15 protein-coding genes are annotated in these 20,860 nt (G+C 67.0%); 8 read left to right on the forward strand and 7 right to left on the reverse strand.

The annotated features are described in order from the left end of the window. Positions 1-4: 4 nt before the first annotated feature. Positions 5-874 (forward strand): FkbM family methyltransferase, encoded by an 870-nt coding sequence (locus C0V75_RS03165; protein WP_101919428.1) that lies wholly within the window; start codon positions 5-7, stop codon positions 872-874. Between the two features lie 120 nt (positions 875-994). On the opposite strand, the gene C0V75_RS03170 is transcribed toward C0V75_RS03165, so the two are convergent. Continuing rightward, positions 995-2,440: an aldehyde dehydrogenase family protein gene (locus C0V75_RS03170; RefSeq protein ID WP_101919429.1), complete on the reverse strand. Its 1,446-nt coding sequence runs from the start codon at positions 2,438-2,440 to the stop codon at positions 995-997. A gap of 291 nt (positions 2,441-2,731) precedes the next feature. Here C0V75_RS03170 and C0V75_RS03175 point away from each other — a divergent pair, with 291 nt between their 5' ends. The 5 genes from C0V75_RS03175 to C0V75_RS22905 all read left to right on the forward strand — a co-directional run bounded on the left by C0V75_RS03175 (position 2,732) and on the right by C0V75_RS22905 (position 7,005). After that, on the forward strand, positions 2,732-3,391 hold the full coding sequence (locus C0V75_RS03175; RefSeq protein WP_101919430.1) for a peroxiredoxin: 660 nt from the start codon (positions 2,732-2,734) through the stop codon (positions 3,389-3,391). A 114-nt stretch (positions 3,392-3,505) separates the two neighbouring features. Then, positions 3,506-4,357 (forward strand): FkbM family methyltransferase, encoded by an 852-nt coding sequence (locus C0V75_RS03180; protein WP_101919431.1) that lies wholly within the window; start codon positions 3,506-3,508, stop codon positions 4,355-4,357. A 106-nt stretch (positions 4,358-4,463) separates the two neighbouring features. After that, positions 4,464-5,360, forward strand: a complete 897-nt coding sequence (locus C0V75_RS03185) for a glycosyltransferase family 2 protein (RefSeq protein ID WP_101919432.1) — start codon at positions 4,464-4,466, stop codon at positions 5,358-5,360. An 88-nt stretch (positions 5,361-5,448) separates the two neighbouring features. Further along, entirely contained in the window at positions 5,449-6,699 is a 1,251-nt protein-coding gene (locus tag C0V75_RS03190; RefSeq protein WP_101919433.1) for an O-antigen ligase, read from the forward strand. 138 nt (positions 6,700-6,837) lie between these two features. After that, complete coding sequence (locus C0V75_RS22905) at positions 6,838-7,005, forward strand: hypothetical protein (RefSeq protein WP_158241763.1); 168 nt, start codon at positions 6,838-6,840, stop codon at positions 7,003-7,005. A 72-nt stretch (positions 7,006-7,077) separates the two neighbouring features. Here C0V75_RS22905 and C0V75_RS03195 read toward each other — a convergent pair whose 3' ends face one another. From C0V75_RS03195 to C0V75_RS03210, 4 genes are all read right to left on the reverse strand, one after another. Further along, entirely contained in the window at positions 7,078-7,860 is a 783-nt protein-coding gene (locus tag C0V75_RS03195) for a DUF1194 domain-containing protein (protein ID WP_101919434.1), read from the reverse strand. Between the two features lie 2 nt (positions 7,861-7,862). Continuing rightward, on the reverse strand, positions 7,863-8,060 hold the full coding sequence (locus C0V75_RS03200) for a hypothetical protein (protein WP_101919435.1): 198 nt from the start codon (positions 8,058-8,060) through the stop codon (positions 7,863-7,865). Between the two features lie 136 nt (positions 8,061-8,196). Further along, complete coding sequence (locus tag C0V75_RS03205) at positions 8,197-12,432, reverse strand: GMC oxidoreductase (RefSeq protein ID WP_101919436.1); 4,236 nt, start codon at positions 12,430-12,432, stop codon at positions 8,197-8,199. Further along, positions 12,432-13,898, reverse strand: a complete 1,467-nt coding sequence (locus C0V75_RS03210; RefSeq protein ID WP_143710374.1) for a metallophosphoesterase — start codon at positions 13,896-13,898, stop codon at positions 12,432-12,434. Before C0V75_RS03210 ends, C0V75_RS03205 begins: the two co-directional genes overlap by 1 nt. Before the next feature lie 141 nt (positions 13,899-14,039). On the opposite strand from C0V75_RS03210, the gene C0V75_RS03215 reads away from it, so the two are divergent. After that, a complete protein-coding gene (locus C0V75_RS03215) occupies positions 14,040-17,141 on the forward strand; it encodes an AAA family ATPase (RefSeq protein ID WP_101919438.1) in 3,102 nt (1,033 codons plus the stop codon). Between the two features lie 102 nt (positions 17,142-17,243). Continuing rightward, positions 17,244-19,226, forward strand: a complete 1,983-nt coding sequence (locus tag C0V75_RS03220) for an FAD-dependent oxidoreductase (protein ID WP_101919439.1) — start codon at positions 17,244-17,246, stop codon at positions 19,224-19,226. 80 nt (positions 19,227-19,306) lie between these two features. Here the strand turns inward: C0V75_RS03220 and C0V75_RS03225 are convergent, their stop codons facing one another. Together C0V75_RS03225 and C0V75_RS03230 are read right to left on the reverse strand one after the other, a co-directional pair. Continuing rightward, positions 19,307-19,957, reverse strand: coding sequence for an RluA family pseudouridine synthase (locus tag C0V75_RS03225; protein WP_101919886.1), 651 nt, complete (start codon positions 19,955-19,957; stop codon positions 19,307-19,309). Positions 19,958-19,962: 5 nt separating this feature from the next. After that, a complete protein-coding gene (locus C0V75_RS03230) occupies positions 19,963-20,859 on the reverse strand; it encodes a homocysteine S-methyltransferase family protein (protein ID WP_101919440.1) in 897 nt (298 codons plus the stop codon). Position 20,860: the final 1 nt, after the last annotated feature.

Raw genomic sequence — 20,860 nt, forward strand, 5'->3', positions numbered from 1 at the left:
GAACATGCGTCAACTGCTCCGAAGCATCCTCATGCTTGTGCCGACAGTGCTTCTCGGCACGCTTCGCCTCTACAGTCTGGCACTGTCGAAGCTTACCGGACGGGACTTTGCGATGATGGTTCGTGAGAGGATCATGGACGAGGCCGTTGCTCAAAAACAAACCGCATCGCACGTAAACGGGTCCGGCAGCAGCGTCGATCTGATCATCCACACGCCAAACAGCATGTGCAAGATGCGCGCGGACACTTTTTCAACCAAAGAGCCGGAAATCTTGCGCTGGATCGACAGCCGGGGGGGCGCAGGCACCTTCTGGGATATCGGCGCGAATGTGGGGCTGTATTCACTATACTATGCCAAGACGCATCCCGGCCGGGTCGTATGCTTTGAACCATCGGTCTTCAACCTGCGCCAACTAGCCAAGAACATTTCGGTGAACGGCCTATCCCAGAAGATCGACGTCGTTCCCTTCGCATTGTCCGACCGGCAGGGCTTCCAATCCTTCCGCCTGTCCAGCGAAACCGAAGGCGGTGCATTGAACGCCTTCGGGGTCGATTATGGTTTCGACGGCAAGAAGATCGCTTCCCTGGTCGAGTACCGCACTTTCGGAATGTCAGCGGACCAACTGGTTTCCCTCTCACTGATTGAAGGTATTCCCTCCATGATCAAGATTGACGTGGACGGGATCGAACACCTCATTCTTTCGGGAATGACGACGGTTCTCGCGCATCCCGACTGCCAATCCGTCTATGTCGAAGTCAACGAAGGCTTCAGCGAACAGGCTGACCAGGTGAACGATGTTCTCGGACGTTCGGGTTTCAGGCTCGTGGAGCGTACGCGGGAAGAGTTCACCAGCAATCAGATATGGGTCAAGTGAACCGCCAGGCCGACGGGATCCTCCCGTTACAGGCATCCCCGGATCGAGCAGGCGGTCACACCTGAACCTTTGGGATCAGCGAAAGATCAACCGTCGCCGGGGTCTCGATCCGGAACCCGCTCACTCCGCCGCCACATCCCACCCCGAAATCGCCTTGACCTCCAGGAACTCCTCGATCCCCCAGACGCCGCCCTCGCGCGCCCGGCCGGAGGCCTTCACCCCGCCGAAGGGCGACCCGGCCCCGCGCGACTTGCCGTTCATCTCCACCATCCCGGCCCGCAACTGCCGTGCCAGACGGTTCCGTCGCGCGCCATCCTGCGACTGGACGTAATTCGTCAGGCCATAGGGCGTGTCATTGGCGATCCGCACCGCCTCTTCTTCCGTGTCAAAGGGGATGATCGACAACACCGGTCCGAAAATCTCCTCCTTCTCGATGGTCATCCCCGGCTTCACATCGGCAAATACCGTGGGCCGCACGAAATAGCCCTTGTTCATCCCCTCGGGCAGGCCCAGACCCCCCGCCACCAGACGCGCGCCCTCCTCGATGCCCTTCTGGATATAGCCCTGGATCTGATCCCACTGCCGCTTGTTCACCACCGGCCCGATATGCCGCCCGGGTTCATGGGCCGAGGCGACCTTCGTCCCCTCCGCCACTTTCGCCGCAATCTCCACCGCGCGGTCATAGACCGGGCGCTCCACCAGCATCCGGGTGGGCGCGTTGCAGCTCTGCCCCGAATTGTTGAAACAGTGCCGCACCCCGCGCTCCACCGCCCGCTCGTCCGCATCGGCGAAGATCAGGTTCGCACCCTTGCCGCCCAGTTCCAGCGTCACCCGCTTCAACGTCTCCGCCGCCGCCTTGGAAATCGCCTTGCCGGCACGGGTGGACCCGGTGAAGGAGATCATCTCCACATCCGGATGCTCCGACAGCCGCGCGCCGACCCCCATCCCGTCGCCATTCACAAGGTTGAACACCCCCGCCGGAACCCCCGCATCATGCACGAATTCCGCAAAGAGCAGCGAGGACAGCGGGGATTCCTCCGACGGCTTCAGAACACAGGTGCAGCCCGCCAGCAGCGCGGGGATCACCTTCAGCGTCACCTGATTCATCGGCCAGTTCCACGGCGTGATCAACCCCACCACCCCGATGGGTTCCAGCGCGATCCGGTCATTCGGCGCATGGGGCCCGAGCGGGCGGATCCATTCGACATGATCGAAAGCCGTCAGGAAATTCTTCAGATGCCAGGGCAGGCAGGGCGCCTGATCGGACCGCGACATGTCGATGGGCGCGCCCATCTCCATGCTGATCGCCTGCGCCATCTCCTCGGCCCGCGCCTCGTATTGCGCCAGAATCGCCTCGACATAGCGCTTCCGCTCTGCCGGCGGCGTGGCCGCCCAGGCCGGAAAGGCCCGCTTCGCCGCCGCCACCGCCGCATCGGTATCCGCCGCCGACCCCAGCGAGATCACCGCGCAGGGCTCTTCGGTCGAAGGGTCGATCACGTCGCAGTCACGCGGCGCAAGGGGGGCCGTCCAACGGCCGTCGATATAGAAGTCGCGCTTGTTCAGCATGGGGCACCTCCGGGGTTGGCGGCACCAAAGCAGGGCCACCCCCCTCTGGCAAGTGACGAAGCGACATCTCCTGTCGCAGACGGCCACCCACCGCCAGGGAACGCCGGAACGGCCCCACTGCCAGCGGCAGCAAACACGGCCTGCCACCCCCGGCCCTTCCGGGAAATCCTTCCACCCTTGGGCGCAGGACAAGATGACCTTTCTCTTTTGCACCACCAAACCGCCGAGGGGATGAAACCCCGTTCCGATTGGCGTATGTAAAGCCCAACGGATCAGAGACAGGAGAATTCCATGGCCGTCCGCATCAACGACACAGCCCCCGATTTCACCGCCGAGTCCACGGCGGGCACCATCCACTTCCACGATTGGCTGGGTGACAGCTACGGCATCATCTTCAGCCACCCGCGCGATTTCACCCCCGTCTGCACCACGGAATTCGGCGCGGTGGCGCAACTTGCCCCCGAATGGGCCAAGCGGAACACCAAGGTTCTGGGCGTCTCGGTCGACTCGGTCGGCGATCACCAGAAATGGAAGCGGGATATCGAAGCCTTCGGCGGCGCCCCCGCCGATTTCCCGATCATCGACGACAGCTCGCTCACCGTGGCCAAGGCCTATGACATGCTGCCCGCCGATTACTACCTGCCGACCGAAGGCCGTACCCCGGCCCATTCGGCCACGGTCCGCACCGTCTATATCATCGGTCCGGACAAGAAGGTCCGCCTGACCATGACCTATCCTATGAGCGTGGGCCGCAACTTCGCCGAAATCCTCCGCGCGCTGGATGCGGTGCGGGCCACCGACGGCGTGCCGCTGGCCGCCCCCGCCAACTGGGTGCCGGGACAGGACATGATCGTCGCGCTGGCGCTGAACAACGAACAGGCGACCGAACGCTTCGGCGAACTGGACATCAAGCTGCCCTATCTGCGCTTTGCCAAGGTTCCGGCAAAGTAATCGCGCCGCCCATCCCCGCCGTCGCGGCGGGGATGGGCGAATTCCCGCATCCCGCCCTTGGCATCCGCCCCCATTTGCCGCCATAGGGGTAAGGGACAAGCGAACGGGGCAAAGATGCAAGGCACTTGGCGCAAGGTGACAGAGGGCGAATCCGGCGTGGCGGCCATAGCGGGCCAGCCCCCCTATGGCTCCTTCGCCCCCAACGCTCTCCAGCGTGCCCTTATCGCCCTGTCGCAAAAGACCATCCTGCGCCGCGGCGCCTTCCGGTCAAGGATGACCCGCCTGATCCTCGCCCTCGGCCAAGGCAAGCTCGACATCCGCTTCCGCGGCGCGGCCTTCCGCATCCATGGCGAAAGGAACCTGATCGAATACGGCCTCCTCCTCGTCCCCGAATACAACCGCACCGATATCGACTTCCTGCTGGCCGATGCCCCCGCCGATGCGAATTTCGTCGATATCGGCTGCAACATCGGCCTCTACGCCCTGCCCCTCGCCGCCGCCCGGCCCAAGGGCCGCGTCCTCGGCATCGACGCCAATCCCCGCATGATCGCCCAGATCGGCTGGAACGCCGCCGCCGGGGCGCAGACCAACCTCACCCTCACCCATGCCGCCGTCAGCGACCGCGACGGCAGCGCCGACCTCGTGATCCGCAAGGATGACGTGGCCATCGTCGCCATCGAGGAAAGCGACAGCGGCACCATGCCCGTCCGCACCCTCGCCGCGCTGGTGGCCGAGGCCGGGATCACCCGCATCCACGGCCTGAAGATCGACATCGAAGGGCACGAGGATCGCGCCCTCGTCCCCTTCCTCGACGGCTGCCCGCCCGACCTCCTGCCCCGCCGCATCGTCATCGAACATCCCGAACCCGATGCCGATTACCCGGGTTGCACCGCCGCCTTCGCCCGCCACGGCTACCGCCTGCAAACCCGCACGCGGAACAATTCGCTCTACCTCCTCGCGCGCTGATCTGACCAAGCCCTCCCCCGGGCCGCGCCGGACGATTGATCCCGAAGGAGAAGCCGCGTAATCCCCTGAAACGCGCCGCCACCGATGGCGGCAGACAGGGCCGGGCATGCAGACACCCCACGCAGCAGATGACGGCACCGCCTCGGCGCTGGCCACAGCACTCGATCGCGTCACGCCCATCATCGTGACCTATAACAGCGCCCATTGCCTGCCCGCGCTGGTGCCGCTCCTCTCGCGCTGCCCGCATGTGATCCTGTCCGACAATGCCTCCGAAGACGGCACGGCAGACGAAACCCGCCACCTCCTGCCCCATGCCACGATCCTGCGCCATCCCCGCAACCTCGGCTTCGGCGCGGCGAACAACCGCGCGCTTGACCGGGTGGAAACGGATTTCGCCCTGCTGCTGAACCCCGACTGCACCCTGACCGAAGCCGCCCTGTCCCGGCTCGTCGCCACCGCCGACCAATTCCCCGAGGCAGTGATGATCGCCCCCCGGATTGTCGATGGCGAGGGGCGGGTGGACCTTGGCCACCGCTGGGTGAACGACCTCTGGGCCTCGAAAGGCCCCGCTGCCGAAGGCCCGGCCTGCGTCGGTTTCGTCACCGGCGCGGCCATGCTGATCCGCATGTCCGTCGCCGCCCGCCACGGCTTCTTCGATGAACGCTTCTTCCTCTATTACGAGGATGACGATCTCTGCCGGCAATGGTTCAACGCCCGCCTGCCCCTCATCATCGACCCTTCCGCGCAGGCCATCCACCTCTCCCGACGCTCGGTCAAGGGCAAGGCCCCCCTGCGCGGCGAATACTGGCGCGGCTTCCACCATGCCCAGTCCAAGCTGATCTACACCGCCAAATACCAGGACGCCGCTGCCGCCCGCCGCCTGCGCCGCCGCCTCATCTGGCAGACCGCCGCCGCCCTGCCCCTGCGCGCTCTCGCCTTCTCCCCGCGCCTTTTGGCGCGGATGTGGGGGCGGATGCGCGGCGTGATCGCATGGCAAGCCTGACAAACTTTATTGACAAGCGGTGCGGCAGGACCGAAGCCAGCCGAAGCAAGACGATCGCAGCCCGCAACGAGACAGCAGAACCCCACCGATGAAGCGCCTTTGGCATGGCCTTTTCCTGCTCGGCACGGCGCTGCTTCTGGTCGTCCCGGACATCTACTTCGCGGCCCCGGCCCTGCTGTCCCTTGCAGGCCTCTTCCTCGCCCGTTCCGTCCGGGCCTCCGCCCCCATCACCGACCCGGCGCTGCGCGCCTCATGGTCCACCCTCCTCGGGGGGTTCTTCGCCTTCGCCGGCTGTGGCCTGCTGCTGAACCTTCTGCATGGCGAAACGGACCCCGGCGCTTATGAGCGTCTCTTCCCCTTCCTTCTCTTCCCCGCAATGGCCAGGACGATCCGCGCCGGAGACTGGTCTGCCCATCCATGGCTGGCTGCCCTCGGCCTCGCCGCCCTTCTTGCCGGGGCGCATGCCGCCTGGGAGTTCCTCACCGATCCCGCAATCCGCGCCACGGGGGCCACAGGCAATGCGATCAAGTTCGGCCACAGCGCCGTGATCCTCGCCGCCTTCTGCACGCTCGCCGCCCTCCTCTGGCCCTTTCCGAACCGCCCCGCCCTCTGGCGCGCGGGCCTGCTCGCCGCCGCCCTGGCGGCTGCCCAGGCCTCGCTGCTCAGCGGATCAAAGGGCGGCTGGCCGGTGCTGCTCCTCGTCATCCTGCTCGCGGCCTATACTCTCGCCCGCAGGCGCAGCCTCTGGCAACGCCATGCCTTCGCCGCCATGACCCTCGCCGCGCTGGTTGTCCTGGGGCTTCTCGCCCCCGCCTCCATGGTGCGCGACCGCATCGCCTCGGGCGTCAACGGTGCCATCCACTGGGTCCAGTCGGGCGGCGAAGTCACCGAAGGCTCGGTCAGCCTCCGCTTCGAACTCTGGTCGCTCGGCCTGCGCATCTTCGGCGAACACCCGTTGGTCGGTGCCGGGATCGCAGGCAAGGATGCCCGCTGGGCCGAACTCGTGGCCACGGAACCGCGCTACGCCGTGATCGGCCCGCTCACCTCTGCCGACAATGACATGATCGACGCGCTGGCGAATGGCGGCGTGGTCGGCGGGCTGAGCCTTCTCCTCTGCCTCTGCTGCACCTGGCTTGCCTTCTGGCGATGGCGCCATCACGCGGATGCGCAGGTCCTCACCCTCTCCCGCATGGGACTGATCCTTGTCGCGGCCTATGCGCTTTTCGGCCTGTCCGTCTCGGTCTTCGGCATCAACATCTTCCGCGCGATCTTCGTCGCCTTTGCGGTCACGCTCCTCGCCTTCATCTCCGTGCGTCTGCGCAAGCTCGCCGCCACCTGACCCTGTCCGCGCCTCATCACTCCAGAACAACCCGCCCCTGTTCCCTTCGGAACAGACGGCCGGCGCATCCCAGTCCACTTTGCCCCTGTCCCGGCAATCCCGGGAAGAAACCACAGCAATCAGACAGGAACCTGAACCATGAAGCACAGCCTCCTCGCCCTCACGCTGCTCGCGCTCGCCCCCGCCGCCGCCATGGCGGGCAACAGCTTTGCGGGCAATGAGGGACGGGCCGCCACCGCCGACAAGACCTGCGCCTTCCATCAGTCGGACTGCGCCCCCGTCGAACGCCGCAAGGCGATCGACTGAACCTCCGGCCCAATGAAAAAGGGGCCGACCGGGTGACCGGTCGGCCCTTTCCCTTTGCCATCAGGCCGGCCCCTACATGCGCCGCTTCATCCGCAGGTCGCCCGCTGTCCCCGCCGTCAGCTCAAGCCGCAGCTTCGCCGCAATCGCCTCGGCGAAATCGCGCATCGTCGCAGCGCGCATGACAAAGGCATCATGCCCGACCATCACATGCTGCCGGAAATACTCCGCCATCCCGGGGTCGCGCGTCTCGATGGCCAGCGCGTTGATCGTCACCCCCATCGCCTCGGCCCGCGCCCGCACCCCGGGCAGGGTCGCCTGCATGTGGCGGCTGCGGAAATACACCTGCCGCCCGTCTCCGGACAGATCGACGATCCGCCGTTCCGCACAGACTTCCGGGGCCGCCAGCAGGTCAAGCGCGGTATCCAGCGCCCGCGCCAGCCCCGTATTGCCCCAGCCCGCCGCGCGCGGGAACCGCTCCAGGGCCGCCGCAAGGGCCGTCGCATCCTCCACCCCCGCCAGACGGCGGAAGGGCACGATCTCGGACCGCGCCGCACTGTCGCCCCAGACCACGACAGCCACATCCACCCGCCCCGCCGACCGCAGCGCCGCATGCACCGCGCCATCCCGGAACGCCGCGGCATAGCCCTGCATCTGCAAGGCGAAATCGCCATCATCTATGCTGCCCGACGCATCAATCGCCAAAACCAGCGCCACATCCGCGCAGGCCGGACGCTCCGGCCGCGCCTCGGACGCTGCCACCGCTTCACCACCAAGCACCGCCGCACAGAACAGGCACAGGGCCCGCAGCACCCGACCCGGCGCCGCCTGACCCTGCCAGCCAGAAAGCCCAGCCATGATCAGAGGGCGCGACCGGTTTCAGCCTTCATCGCAACCAGGCCATCCGCCAGAACGGCCCGCTGCTGCCCGAAGACCGCCCGCAGCCTCTGCCACATCCCGACAGGGGCCACGCCGCCCGCCGCATCCCGGTCGGGATGATCTGCGCCCGTGCTTTCGACCCAAGCCACAACCACCCGTGCCATCGCGAGATTGACCATCGTTCCATCCTCCCTGCGGGCCGCCCGATTGCGGCCTCCTGTCAGGAAGAATGCGCCCCGCCCTTGCGTCGCGCTGTTCCCCAGGGAACGCGGGGGCAGGTTTTTCACCCTGCCCCGATCCCCGGCCATGGCCCGTTCAACCGTCGGCCAGCCGCTCCAGCTGGGCAAGGATCGACGGGAACACATCCCGCGCCGCGTTTCGCCCGATCAGGCAATCCAGATGGCCATAGCCCGCAAAGACCTCGCGCGTGAACTTCGCCGCGCTTTTCGGCAAGGCCTCCTGCAACCAGCGCTGGCTGCGCAGCGTCGTCTCCGGCAGCACAAGCTGGTTCAGCGCGCCCGAAATGAAATGGATCGGGAAATCCATCCGCTGCGGCACCCCGAAATAGACATCCCGCCCCGCGGCATCCAGCGCCCGCCCCGCCTGCATGATCCGGGCAAGCTGATCGAAGGGCAGCGTCGCCACCGGCCCCGCAATGTCGTTCAGCGCATCATGCGTCGCCTCGGTCAGTTGCGCATGGGCATAGACCGGGCCGAAGACGCCGAACACCCGATGGCAGGTCGGGTTATAGCAGCTTTCCCCCGGCGGAAAGGGCACCGACCAGAGCGCGGTATTGATCAGCAGATCCAGCGCCTCTGCATCCGTGGGCTTCCCCTGAGGCGGCACCGTTGTCCGCAGGTCGAAGACCGGCGTCCCCTCCAGCAGCTTCGTCAGCGCCGGATTGCCCATCTCGTTCCCGATGACCCCGGCCAGCGTCTTGCCAATCCCGTCATGGATGTAATGCGACAGGCCCAGATCGGCCTTCATCTGGTTGAACCATCCCGCCACCGGCTGCGTGGTGAACTGGCTCACGATCATCTGCCGCACGCCCGAGGCATGGCCCGCCTGAAGCGCCATCATCGCCGTCAGCCCGCCAAGGCAATGCGCCAGAAGCTGCACGTTCTCTGCGGCAAGCCCGTCGCTGCTGCGCTGCTTGCGGACGAAGTCGATGGCCCAGGGCCAGTCCACCGCAGCGATGTCGTCCATCGTATAGTCGATGTTCACCTGTCCCAGCGCATCCATATTGGCCGGACTCGCCCGATGATCGAAGATCCAGACATCGAACCCCTTCCCGACCAGCAGCGCGACAAGCGACGGGTCCGGGGCATTCGTATCGGCGGCAAAGGCCATCCCGCGGAACCCGAATCCGTTGGCCAGGATGACCGGCCCCTTCGTCCCCCCGAAGAACCGCGTCAGCTGCACCCGCGCGCCATCCGTCATCACTGCCGGATAGGTCTTTGCCACCGTCCCGGGCGGATCGGGCATCGGGTCCTTCGTCGGATTCAGCGCCGGGAAGTTGTTCAGATAGGCCGCGATCCCCCCATAGGTGCGGAAGACCTGATTGGCAAAGAACTGCGCCCCCTCCATCTCGCGCAGACCCAGAAGCGCGGCAAGGCCTTCCGCCCCGGAGGTGGCCGCATAGGACGAATTCAGCAGCCGCCGCACCACCGCATTCAGGAAATCGGGATCGGCCACCAGCGCCTTGAACTCGCCCAGCGCCACCTTCCGCAACACCAGCATGACCAGAGAGAACAGCGTCCGGTCCGCTGTCACCTCGCCCTTCACCGTCAGCACCTGCTGAACGAAATCCTCCACCCCCAGCCGGATCTGCCCCTTCATCGGCGCCTGTCCCGGCAGGGTCAGCGTGGTGGCCAGCACCGTCAGATCCGTCCACCAATTGCTGCCCTCCCGCCGTTCCAGGGTCTTGTAACCATGGAACTTCCCGCCCCCAGGCAAGTCGGCATCATAGACCATCAGGAACCGGTCCACCGCTGCCCCGTCCTCCCGCAAAAGCTGGAACGTGCCTCCGGCGAAATGCAGGATCTCCGGCTGCGCCTGCCCCGGCAGCGACAGGGTCAAGACCCCCGAAAGCTGCGCCTTGTGGTCGGGGTCCTTGACCAGCCGGTTCATATCCGCCGTCGTGACCATGAAGACGCCATCCAGCGCCCGCCCCTCGGCCCGCCCCCGCGCCTCCGCCACCACATAGGGGTCCGATATGGCCGCGCCCCGCCCGGGCAAGGGGGTGCTGACGAAACCCTTCATCGTCTCGGTGAAGCTCAGCCCCGAGGACAGGTCGCCGACGATCCCTGTCAGCACCTTCTCCAGACGCGGCAGCTTTTCGGAATCCGGCCCACCCGTCTCCAGCGCCGCGATGACCTGCGCGATATCCGCCGCCAGTTCGCCCAGCGCCGGGCCGATATCCGTCTGCATCCGGGCCGTCAGCTCCGCCGCATCAAGCGCGGCCTCAAGCGCCAGCCAATCCCGGCCCTTGAACGTATCCACATAGCCTTGCAGCAGGGCAACGATCTCTTCCTTCACCGCCTCCGCCTGCGCCGGGCCAAGGGCGATGCGCTCGACGCGATCCATCAGCCAGGCCTGCCCCGCCTTCGCCATCGGCAGGATCGCCGTCAGGGGATCGGCCGCCTGCATCGGCGGCCCCTGCATCGCCGTGGACGAGGCCGCCGGTTTCAGCCCCGTCACCTTCCTCCACCCCTTGCGCGCAATCAGCCGGTCCATCGCCCGGATCGTCACCGCCGAAATCGTCAACAGCGGATTGACCCCCAGCGATCCGGGGATCACTGCCCCGTCGCAGACCATCAACCCGTCATGCACCGCCGTCCCGCTGCCGGTGAAAACCTGGCAATCGCTGTTCACCACCCCGCTGGCCGGATCGTCGGCCATCCGGCAGCCCCCGATGGGATGCGTTGTGATGACCTTCCAGCCGAAAGCCTCCGACCACATCGGATTGGCAAGGTAATCCGCCCAGATCGCGTCGCTCGCCGCCTGAAGCAGCGCATTGTCCCGCGCAAAGGGCGCGCCCGCGCCCACCCCCGGCCATTCCACCTTCACCGCATCTGTGGCCGCGTCATAGACGATCTGCCCCGCCGCATCGTCATGCGACATCAGAAGATAGGACTGCATCTGCGCCATCGGCGTCGTATAGGCCAGGCTCTCGACCCCCACCCCGGAAAGGAGCGTGTTGCCCAGCCCCGCCAGCGCCTGCAACCGCCGCGCGGCATCGGGGAACCGCAGTTGCGACCCGTTCACCGCATCATCGCCAAAGAAGATCGCCGGATAGGCCATGGATAGCGGCCCCGGCCCCACCCCATCCTCGATCACCACACCCTTGCGGACGGGATGACCCTCGCCCCAGGTCACCTTGATCATCCCCGCGATACAGGGCCCCGGCGAGTAAGGCCCCGCCATATAGGGATAGGCCGATGGCGGTGTCACCGGCTCCGGCGTGTTCGTCCCCGCCCCGATGCTGAAGATCGGCGCGGCAGTGCCATCGCCCGCCTGTGTCCAGTTCGCGTTGAAGCCAAAACCCAGCACATCGCCATTGCCCGAAAACCCCTTGCCCAGCCAGCCCGTCGCCACCTGCACCTTGCCCAGATGAACCGACCGGCTCAGGATCTCCGTCGATCCCAGCGTTCCGGCCGCCAGCACCACCAGCGTCGCGGACAGGTCTATCCCCTCGTCCGCCGCTTGCCCGAAACTGGCCACCCGCACCGACCAGTTTCCATCCGACCCCGCCACCCAATGCACCTGCGCCTCGGTCAGGAGGATCGCCCCATTCGCCTTGGCATAGGGCAGGTAATTCATCAGCGTCGTGTTCTTCGCCCCGTAATTGCAGCCCGAACAGCAATCCCCGCACAGGGTGCAGGCCGCCTGGTAATTCCCGAAATGGTTCGGCCCATCCTCGAACCGCACGTTGATCGGCATCCGGTGGACCTTGTGCCCCATCGCCTTGGCCGAAACCTCCAGCGACTCCAGCTTGGGCAGCACGATCGCCTCGGGCATCGGCACGGAATCCAGCGTCCGGATCGCCTCGGCATATTCCGCATCCAGCATCGTCGCCGCCCCCGGTGGCAGCGGCCCGCGCAGCGCCGCCGGCCAGACCGGGCGCGGCTTGCCATCCGGCCCTTCCTCCATCTCCTCGAACAGCCGCGTATCGGGCTCCAGCGCCACATTGGCGTTGATCAGCGACGTTCCCCCCAGACCGCAGCCCAGAACCACGCTCATGTCCTTGTGGATGCGCAGGTCCAGCATCCCGTTGGCCGTGGTCAGTCGTCCCGCCTCGGCCGTCGTGATCTGCGTCTCTGCCGCGGCCTGGGCCAGCGACCGGGGATAGTCCCCCGGCAAAATCTCGCGCCCCCGTTCCAGCAGCAGGACCTTCCGCCCCGTCTCGGCCAGCTTGGCCGCGGCAATCGCCCCGCCATAGCCCGATCCCACCACGATGGCATCGAAGGTCGTCCCCAGATCAAGGCCGGGCGGCGGCGCCTTCCGCGCCTCGGCCAGGGAAACGGAAATCCGCGTCATCCGCACCGCCATCACGCCACTCCCGGCTTGCGCGCAGCACGGGCTTCCACCCGGTCCCCCAGCGCCATGTAGAAATCCTGCTTCTTCCTCAGCTCCGCCGCGACCGTTGTGGAAAACGTCCCCCAGGCCGCCGCATTGGCCGTCACCGCCTTCTGCACCGCCTGAAACAGCGGGTTGCGCTCATCCGGCTGCGGATCGGCGCTGATCACCTGCGCGGGATGCACCGCTTCGCCCCCGGTCAGGCCATAGACCTGCACCATCGCGCTGTTCAGCGCATCGTCGAGGAACACCACCCCCGCGCCCTCCACCGTGCTCAGATCGGCCGTGTCCAGAACCCATCCGCCGCTGTTGTAAACGCTCACCGGCGCGGTGAACCCCTCCACCACCAGCGCATCGGCAAAAGCCTTGTGCGTATGCCCGAAGATGAAGGTCAGATGGTCCCCCGGCCCGTGATCCGGCACCTCCTCGGCAAGCTGCGCCGCCACCACCTGCGTCAGATAGGACTGCAACCCGTCCACCGAGGCGGAGGACAGATAGCTCTCGTAATCGAACCGCTCCAGATCGGCATAGGACCCCAGAACCGCATCCACCACACCCCGGCAAACCCGGTTCGTCCAGGTCTCCACCAGCCCCGAAACCGGCAGCCCCAGCCCGGCCTGAACCTGCCGCGCCAGCATCCCCGCCACCTGCCCCTGAAGGGCATAGGAGGCGCCACCGGTCACCATCAGCTCCTCTGCCAGCGTGACCTCCGCCCCCACCCGCCCGTCATCACCCAGCGTGGACCAGACAAAATCAATCCAACTGCCGTTTTCCTTCTCGATGCGTTCCGCCGTCATCGGCACCACCGCCTTGTCGCGCATCGCCGCCAGCAATGAGGACATCGCCGAATAGGCGCTTTCGATGAAATGCCCGTGATGCAGCACCGCCAGACGCCGCGCCGCACCTGCCTCCGCCGTCTGCGGCAAGAGTCCCATATTGGGATAATAGGTCGCCACCTTCGCGCTCACCCCGCCCGCAGCGAGGATCGCATTCAGCAGCGTCGTTGTCCCCATCGCGGTCGGCGGCTTGAAGGCGGGCGAGCTATGCGCCCAGAAGGCCGCATCGCCCGGGCCCTTCGCCGCGCCCGCCGTCGCGCCATAGCGCTCTGCCGTCCACAGCGCATGGTCATGGTTCCCCGGCACGAAGGCGATGGTCCCGAACAGCCCCCCCACCCCGATCGCCTTGACGAAACCCGCGAAAATGCGCGCCGCATCCTCGGGCCGCCCAAGCGACAGGTCCAGCACATCCCCCAGCAGCACGAGGTCCGGTTTCCCATAGCGCGAGGCCAGCGCCTTGATCGTCGGCACGAAGGCCGCCGCAAAGGCCTGTGTCGTGGGGCTGACCTGCGCCGGATCGGGCCGGTAGGAGGCATCCAGCACCGTCAGCAGGCTTTCCGCCGCCCCCGCATGAAAATCCGACAGAACGACAGTCAGCCCCACGGTCCCCACCCCACTTCCGCGTTAGCAATCGTTGACAATCTCAATCTGATGCAAAACTATTGAACTCGCTACGTTCTTTCGTTCCAAACCCGTTTTCCGAACCACCCGAGATGTCCGATCGGACATAGGAGCAAGGCCCCCTTGACCCAGGACATCGCCAGCGAGATGCGCTGGGTCGCCACCATGATGGTGGACCTTGTCGACTCCACGGCCCTGACCGAATCCCTGGGTGCCGAAAAAGCCTTCAACCTTGTCCAATCCGTCCTGAAGCGCGCCGTCTCGGTGATCGAATCAGAAGGCGGCCATTTCGTCGGTTACGCAGGTGACAGCGTCTTCGCGATTTTCGGCGCCCCCGTCGCGATCGAGAATGCCGCAGTCTGTGCCGCCCGCGCCGCGCTCGCGATCCAGCAGGATCACGCGGCGCAGGGGCCGGACCTGCTCGCCCGCTTCGGCACCACGCCGCAACTCCGCATCGGGCTGGCTGGCGGCAAGGTCATGGTCGCGATGCTCGACATGGCGCAGGACCGCAGGCTCAACGCCCTCGGCACCGCCGTGAACCTTGCCGCACGGGTGCAGGCGCTGGCCGGCGCGGGCGACATTCTCTGCGCCCAGGCCATGGCCGACGAACTCGAAGGCTATGCCCTGCTCGAATCCATCGGCACCCGTGAGGTCAAGGGGATGGCCCAGCCCCAGACCCTCCACCGCCTGAAGGGGCTCAGCAATGACCCGTCCACCCTGACAGGCCGCATGGCCCGCGGCGCAAAGCTGCATGTCGGTCGCGACGATCTGGTCGCCCGGCTGGACGCATGGCTCGCCACCCCACCCGGCAGCAGCGGGCAGATGGTCATCCACGGCCCCCCCGGCATCGGCAAGTCGCGCCTCCTCCGCCATGTCCTTGACCGTCGCAACACTGGCGCACTCCTGGCGATGGCCTATTGCACGCCATCCGACGCCGCCTCTTCCCTCGAACCCGTGCTGAACCTGCTGCGCGCCGCCGCCCGCGCCGCCGGGGCGCAGACCGTTCCCGCCCAGGATCGCTGGCTGCGCGCCCTCATCGGCCCGGATGGCCATCCCGGCCCCAGCCTTCTCGCCCTGCTCTCCGGCTCGGCCCGCGAACCCGGCATTCTGACCGACGAAGGCGCCCGCGACGCACTCGAAACCCGCCAGAACATCGGCCAGGCGCTGGCCCGTCTCGCCCAGGATTCCGGCTGGCTGCTCGTCGTCGAAGATGCCCACTGGCTCGACCCGATCAGCCGCGACATCCTCTCCGATCTGGTGGCCCGCCCTGCCACCCGCCTTCTCCTCACCAGCCGGACGCCCGCCCCGCTCCATGTCATCCCCGCTGCCGATGGCCGCATCGACGTCACCCCCCTGCGCGAAGCCGATATCGCCATCCTCTGCGCCCAGGCCCGCCCCGAAGCCGGCGCGGCCGCCGAACTCACGCGGGTCATCTACCAGAAATCCGAAGGCAATCCCCTCTTCGCCGAGGAACTGCTGCGCCACATCGCCACCTCGGGCTCGGGCCAACCCCTGGCCGATGTCACCGCCGGCACGATCGGCGCGATCCAGAACCTGATCTTCAGCCGCTTCGACAGGCTGGGTCCGGCCGACAAGGCCGCGCTCAAGCTTGCCGCCCTGATCGGCCGGGACGTGCGCCGATCCCATCTCGACCTGCCCTCCGACGAGGCGGACGCCATCCTGAACCGGGCCATGCGGCAGGGCCTGCTGGAGCGGCAGGAAGAGGCCGACAGATGGCAATTCAGCCATGTCCTGATTCAGGAAGCCATCGCCAATTCCATCCCCGAAACCGAGGCCGCGCCGCTCCACCTCGCCGCCACCCGCATCCTCCAGGCCGAAGCCCGCGACCTCGGGGGCGACCTCTCCCAGCGCCTCGCCCTCCATTTCGAAAAGGCGGGGCTCCCCGCCCGCGCCACGCCCCACCACCTTGCCGCCGCTCAGGGCGCATGGCGCATCTACGCGCTCGATCTCTGCCTCCACCATCTCGAACGCGCCACCGCCCAGATCGAAACCCCCGAGGTCGCCGCCGATGACCGCCTCGTCGCCGATATCCTGACCAGCTACCTTCGCGTCCTCGATGTCGTCGGTCACTGGGTCAAACTCTGCACCATCGCCGATCGGCACATGCACCGCCTGCGCGCGCTGTCCGACCCGGCCCCCCTGATCTTCGCCCTCACCATCCGCGCCAAGGGTGCCAACCAATGCGTGGATTTCGTCACCGCCCGCGCCCGGATCGCCGAAGCCCTCACGCTTGCCGAAGCCACTGGCGACGGCAACAGCATCGCCGTGGTGAAAAGCGTCAAGATGGACATCGTCAATGATCACGCCGACTGGAAGATCGACGATGTCCCCCGGCTCTTTGAAGAGACCCGCGCCTATGCAGATCACGGCAACGACCCGCATCTCGCGCAGCTTCGTCTCTACGAGATGGCCTCGCATTACCGCCAGACCGGCGACATCCCGCAGGCCTTGGCCATGTCGGACGAACTGATCCACCTCGGCGCCACCCGCAACGACAGCCGCGCGCTGGCCTTCGGCTGGTGGGTCCGCGCTTCGATCAGCGCCATGATCGAAAACTACCCGTTGGCAGAGCAGGAGGCGCTGGAAAGCATGCGCAATGCGCTGCCGGGCACGATGGACTACAGCACGGCGAACATGTTCCGTATCAGCGCCCGCATCATGGCAGGCGACCGCTCCATCACCACGATCTTCCTCAAGGACCTCTCGGCCCAGCGCGCGGCGCATGGCGACAGCTCCGTCGCGATCATCGCCTCCTTCTTCGCCGCCGTCGTGCATCTGGCGCGTGGCGAGGTCCGCGCGGGCCTAGCCCAGCTCGGGCAGACCGACGCGATGGTCTATGCCGGGGCGGAACGCGGCCTCGTGCAGCACTACCTCATCAAGAAGGCCGAAATCTTCATGACGGTGGCGGGGCTCTTCCCCAATCCCCTGCCGCAGGCGCGGCTTTCGCTGGCCGAGCTTCCCACCGCCATCGGCCTGCGCCTCACCGCCCGCCGCCGCGCCAAGGAAACCTATGCCGACCTGCGCGCCCGCATCGCCGTCACCGATGGCTTCCACATGGCCCGCATCCAGTTGGGCGAAGGCCGCATCGCCCTGGCCGAACGCCGCCGTGCCGAGGCGGATCAGTTGCTCACCCGCGCGGAAACCGTCTTCCGCGCCCAGGGCGTCCAGCACTTCCTCGACATCCTGGAAACCTTCCCGCGCTGACCCCATCATGGCGCGGACCGGCGCTCTTCTGTCGCCGCCGCCCCTCACACCCCGTCCCCCGCCCGCGCTAGGCTATCCCCGACGCATCGAGGATCGCCAGCGATGACCCGCAACCAACACCCCCACCTCACCTCGCCCATCACGCTGCGCGGCACCACGCTGCGCAACCGCATCGTCTTCGGCGCGCATACCAACAACATGTCCGACATGGGCCTCCCCGGCCCCCGCACGCTCGGCTACATCGCCGAACGCGCCAAGGGCGGCGCGGGGATGATCGTGATGGAACCGGTCCCCGTCCACCGCACCGGCGTCCTCACCCGCGGTAACTACCTCCACGGCACCGACGACATCATCCCCGCCTTCCGCAAGGTGACCGACGCCGCCCGCTCCGAAGGCGCCGTCATCCTGCAACAGCTCTACCACATCGGCGCGCATGGCGATTCCGATCTCAGCTTCCAGCCGCACTGGTCCCCCTCGGGCCACGCCAGCTATCACGACAGCGACGGCTCCCACCGCATGACGGAGGCCGAGATCGAGGAACTCATCGACGCCCACATCGCCGCCGCCATCCGCTGCCACAAGGCCGGCTTTCAGGGGGTGGAGGTCTGGGCCGCCTACCACTCCCTCCTCGATCAGTTCTGGACCCCGTGGTCCAACACCCGCGACGATCAATGGGGCGGCTCCCTCGAAAACCGCACCCGCTTTTCCCGCCGCATCATCGACGGTATCCGCCGCGCCTGCGGCGAGGATTTCATCATCGGCCTCGCCGTCTCCACCTCCGACGCGCATGATGTGACCCTGTCGGTCGAGGCGCTCACCGAAATCGTCGCCCTCCACGACGCGACAGGCCAGATCGACTATGTCACCTGCGGCCATGGCGGCTATCTCGATTTCGAACGCCTTATGCCCACCTTCCTCTTCGCCGAAAAGCTCACCGCCCCGGTCACGGAACTCCTCAAGGGCGCGGTGAAACACGCCAAGGTCACGTCCGAGGCGCATGTCAGAACCCCCGACAATGCCGAAACCATCATCGCCTCGGGGCAGGCCGACATGGTCTCCATCGTGCGCGGCCAGATCGCCGACCCCCACCTCGCCGCAAAAACCATGGCAGGCCGCGCCGATGACATCCGCGCCTGCATCTCCTGCAACCAGATGTGCTGGGGCCGCCGCTCCCGCGATTACTGGATCTCCTGCCTCATCAACCCAAGCGCGGGCCGCGAATGGGAATGGGGCGGCGACCGCTTCACCCCCGCCGCGCAGCCCCGCCATATCCTCATCGTTGGCGCCGGCCCCGCGGGGCTCGAGGCCGCCCGCGCCGCCGCCGAACGCGGCCACAGGGTGGACATCGCCGAGGCCGCCCCCCAGATCGGCGGCCAGTTCCGCCTCGCCGGACTGCAACCCCGCCGCGCCCAGATCCTCGACCTCCTCGACTGGTACGAACGGCAATTCACCAAACTCGGCGTCACCCTCCACCTCAACACCTTCCTCGACACAGAGGACATCGCCGCCCATCCCGCCGACACCGTCATCCTCGCCACCGGCTCCCTGCCGGACCTCGACGCCAAACAGCGCTGGCTCCCCGCGCTTCCCCGCCTTCCCGGCCTCGAAAACGGCAATGTCTGGTCCGCCGAAGACGTGATGCGCCGCGAGGCGAAACTGGGCGACACTGTCCTCCTCTATGATGAAGGCGGCAACTGGCGCGGCGTGGGAACCGCCTGGCACATGGCCGAACAAGGCAAGAAGGTGATCCTCGTCACCCCCGACCCTTATGTGGGCAAAGAGATCACCCGCACCTCCGCCGACGCCCCCGCCCGCCAGCGGCTCGCCCGCCTCGGCGCGCAATTCGTCACCGAACATGTCATCACCCGCTGGCACGGCAATGGCGCAACCCTCCGCTCCGGCCTCACGGGCGAGGAAACCACCCTCCCCGCCTCCGCCCTCGTCATGGCGACAACCAACATCGCCTTCGACCCCTTCCCCGAAACCTTCGCGGGCAAGCACACCCACCGCATCGGCGATTGCGCCGCGCCACGTCAGGCCCCTTACGCCTTCCACGAAGGTCGGAAACTCGCCCTTACCCTCTGATCTTCATCTGTTTGAAAATATCCTCGGGGGGTTCGGGGGGCAGACAGCCCCCCGTCAACGCCGGCCACCCCGCGCCAGCGTCAGAACGGACAGGCCGCCCGAAACTCCACCCATTCCCCACTGCCGGGATGATGCAGCCCCAGCCTCTCCGCATGCAGCATCAGCCGCGCATGATCCCGCGCCGCGCCCTCCGCATAGATCGGGTCGCCCAGGATCGGATGCCCCAGCGACAGCATATGCACCCTGAGCTGATGGCTCCGCCCGGTCAGAGGGAACATCCGCACCCGCGTCTCCCCCTCGCCCCGCGACAGCACTTCCCACTCCGTCACCGCCGGACGCCCGCGCGCGTGGTCAACCTTCTGGCGCGGCCGATACTCCCAATCCGCACAAAGCGGCAGGTCCACCCGGCCCCGATCCGGCCCCATCACCCCGGCCACCCGCGCGACATAGCTCTTCTTCGCCCGCCGCTTTTCGAATTCCTGCCCCAGAAACCCCTGCGCCGCCTTGTCCCGCGCAAAGATCATCACCCCCGACGTGTCGCAATCCAGCCGATGCACCAGCAGCGCGCCCGGCCGGAACGCCTCCAGCCGCGCCATCAGGCAATCCTCCCGCCCCTCCAGCTTTCCCGGCACCGACAGCAGCCCCGAAGGCTTGTCCACCACGATGATCCGGTCATCCTCGAACAGGATCACCGGGTCGCCCGCAGGCGGGTCATAGCTGAACTCGGGCAGCAGGCTCACACGATCACATGCCCCGCCGCGCGCAAGGCATCGGCCAGCGCGGTGATATGCGCAGGCCCCACCTCGCAGCAGCCCCCGACCATCGTCGCCCCCATCTCCACCCAGGACATGGCAAAGGCCACATAGCGCTCCGGCGAAAGGTCATGCCGCGCGCAATAGGCAGGCGCGCCGCCATCCTCCGGCAAGGGCAGGTGCGAGATTTCCGAAAACCCGTTCGCATAGGCCCCGAAAGGCAAGCCCAGCCCCTTCAACTCCGCCAGCGCCGCCGCCATCGCCTCGGGCATCGAACAATTGGCTAGCACCGCCGCCGCGGGCGCGGCCTTCAGCACCTCCGCCAGCCCCGCCACCGGCTCCCCGGACCGCAGCTTCGTCCCGTCCCGGTCATGCACCGACACCGAAAGCCAGACCGGCTTGCCCGCCACCTGCGCCCCGATCAGCGCCCCCCGCGCCAGATCGAGCGAGGACATCGTCTCGATCAGCACCACATCCACATGCGGCGCCATGATCCGCGCCTTCTCGGCATATTGCGCCGCCGACACCTCCACCGGCGGCGTCAGGTCGGGGCGATAGCTTTCGCCCAAAGGCCCCATCGACCCGGCGATGATCCCCCGCCCGGCCCGGGCGCGGGCCTCATGCGCCTCCATCAGCGCCCGCAGATGCAGCGCATGGAACTGCTCATCCATCCCCACCCGCTGCAACCGGTCATGCAGGATGTTGTAGGTGTTGGTCGTCGCCACCGACGCGCCCGCCGCGAAATAATCGTCATGGATCTGCGCCACCAGCCCCGGATGGTCGATCATCACCCGCGTCGCCCAAAGCTGCGTCGGCTCATCCCCCGACCGCGCCACCAGTTCCTGCCCCATGCCCCCGTCCAGAAGCGTGATCTCGGCCATC

This window comes from Tabrizicola sp. TH137 (assembly GCF_002855575.1).
Lineage (GTDB): Bacteria > Pseudomonadota > Alphaproteobacteria > Rhodobacterales > Rhodobacteraceae > Paragemmobacter.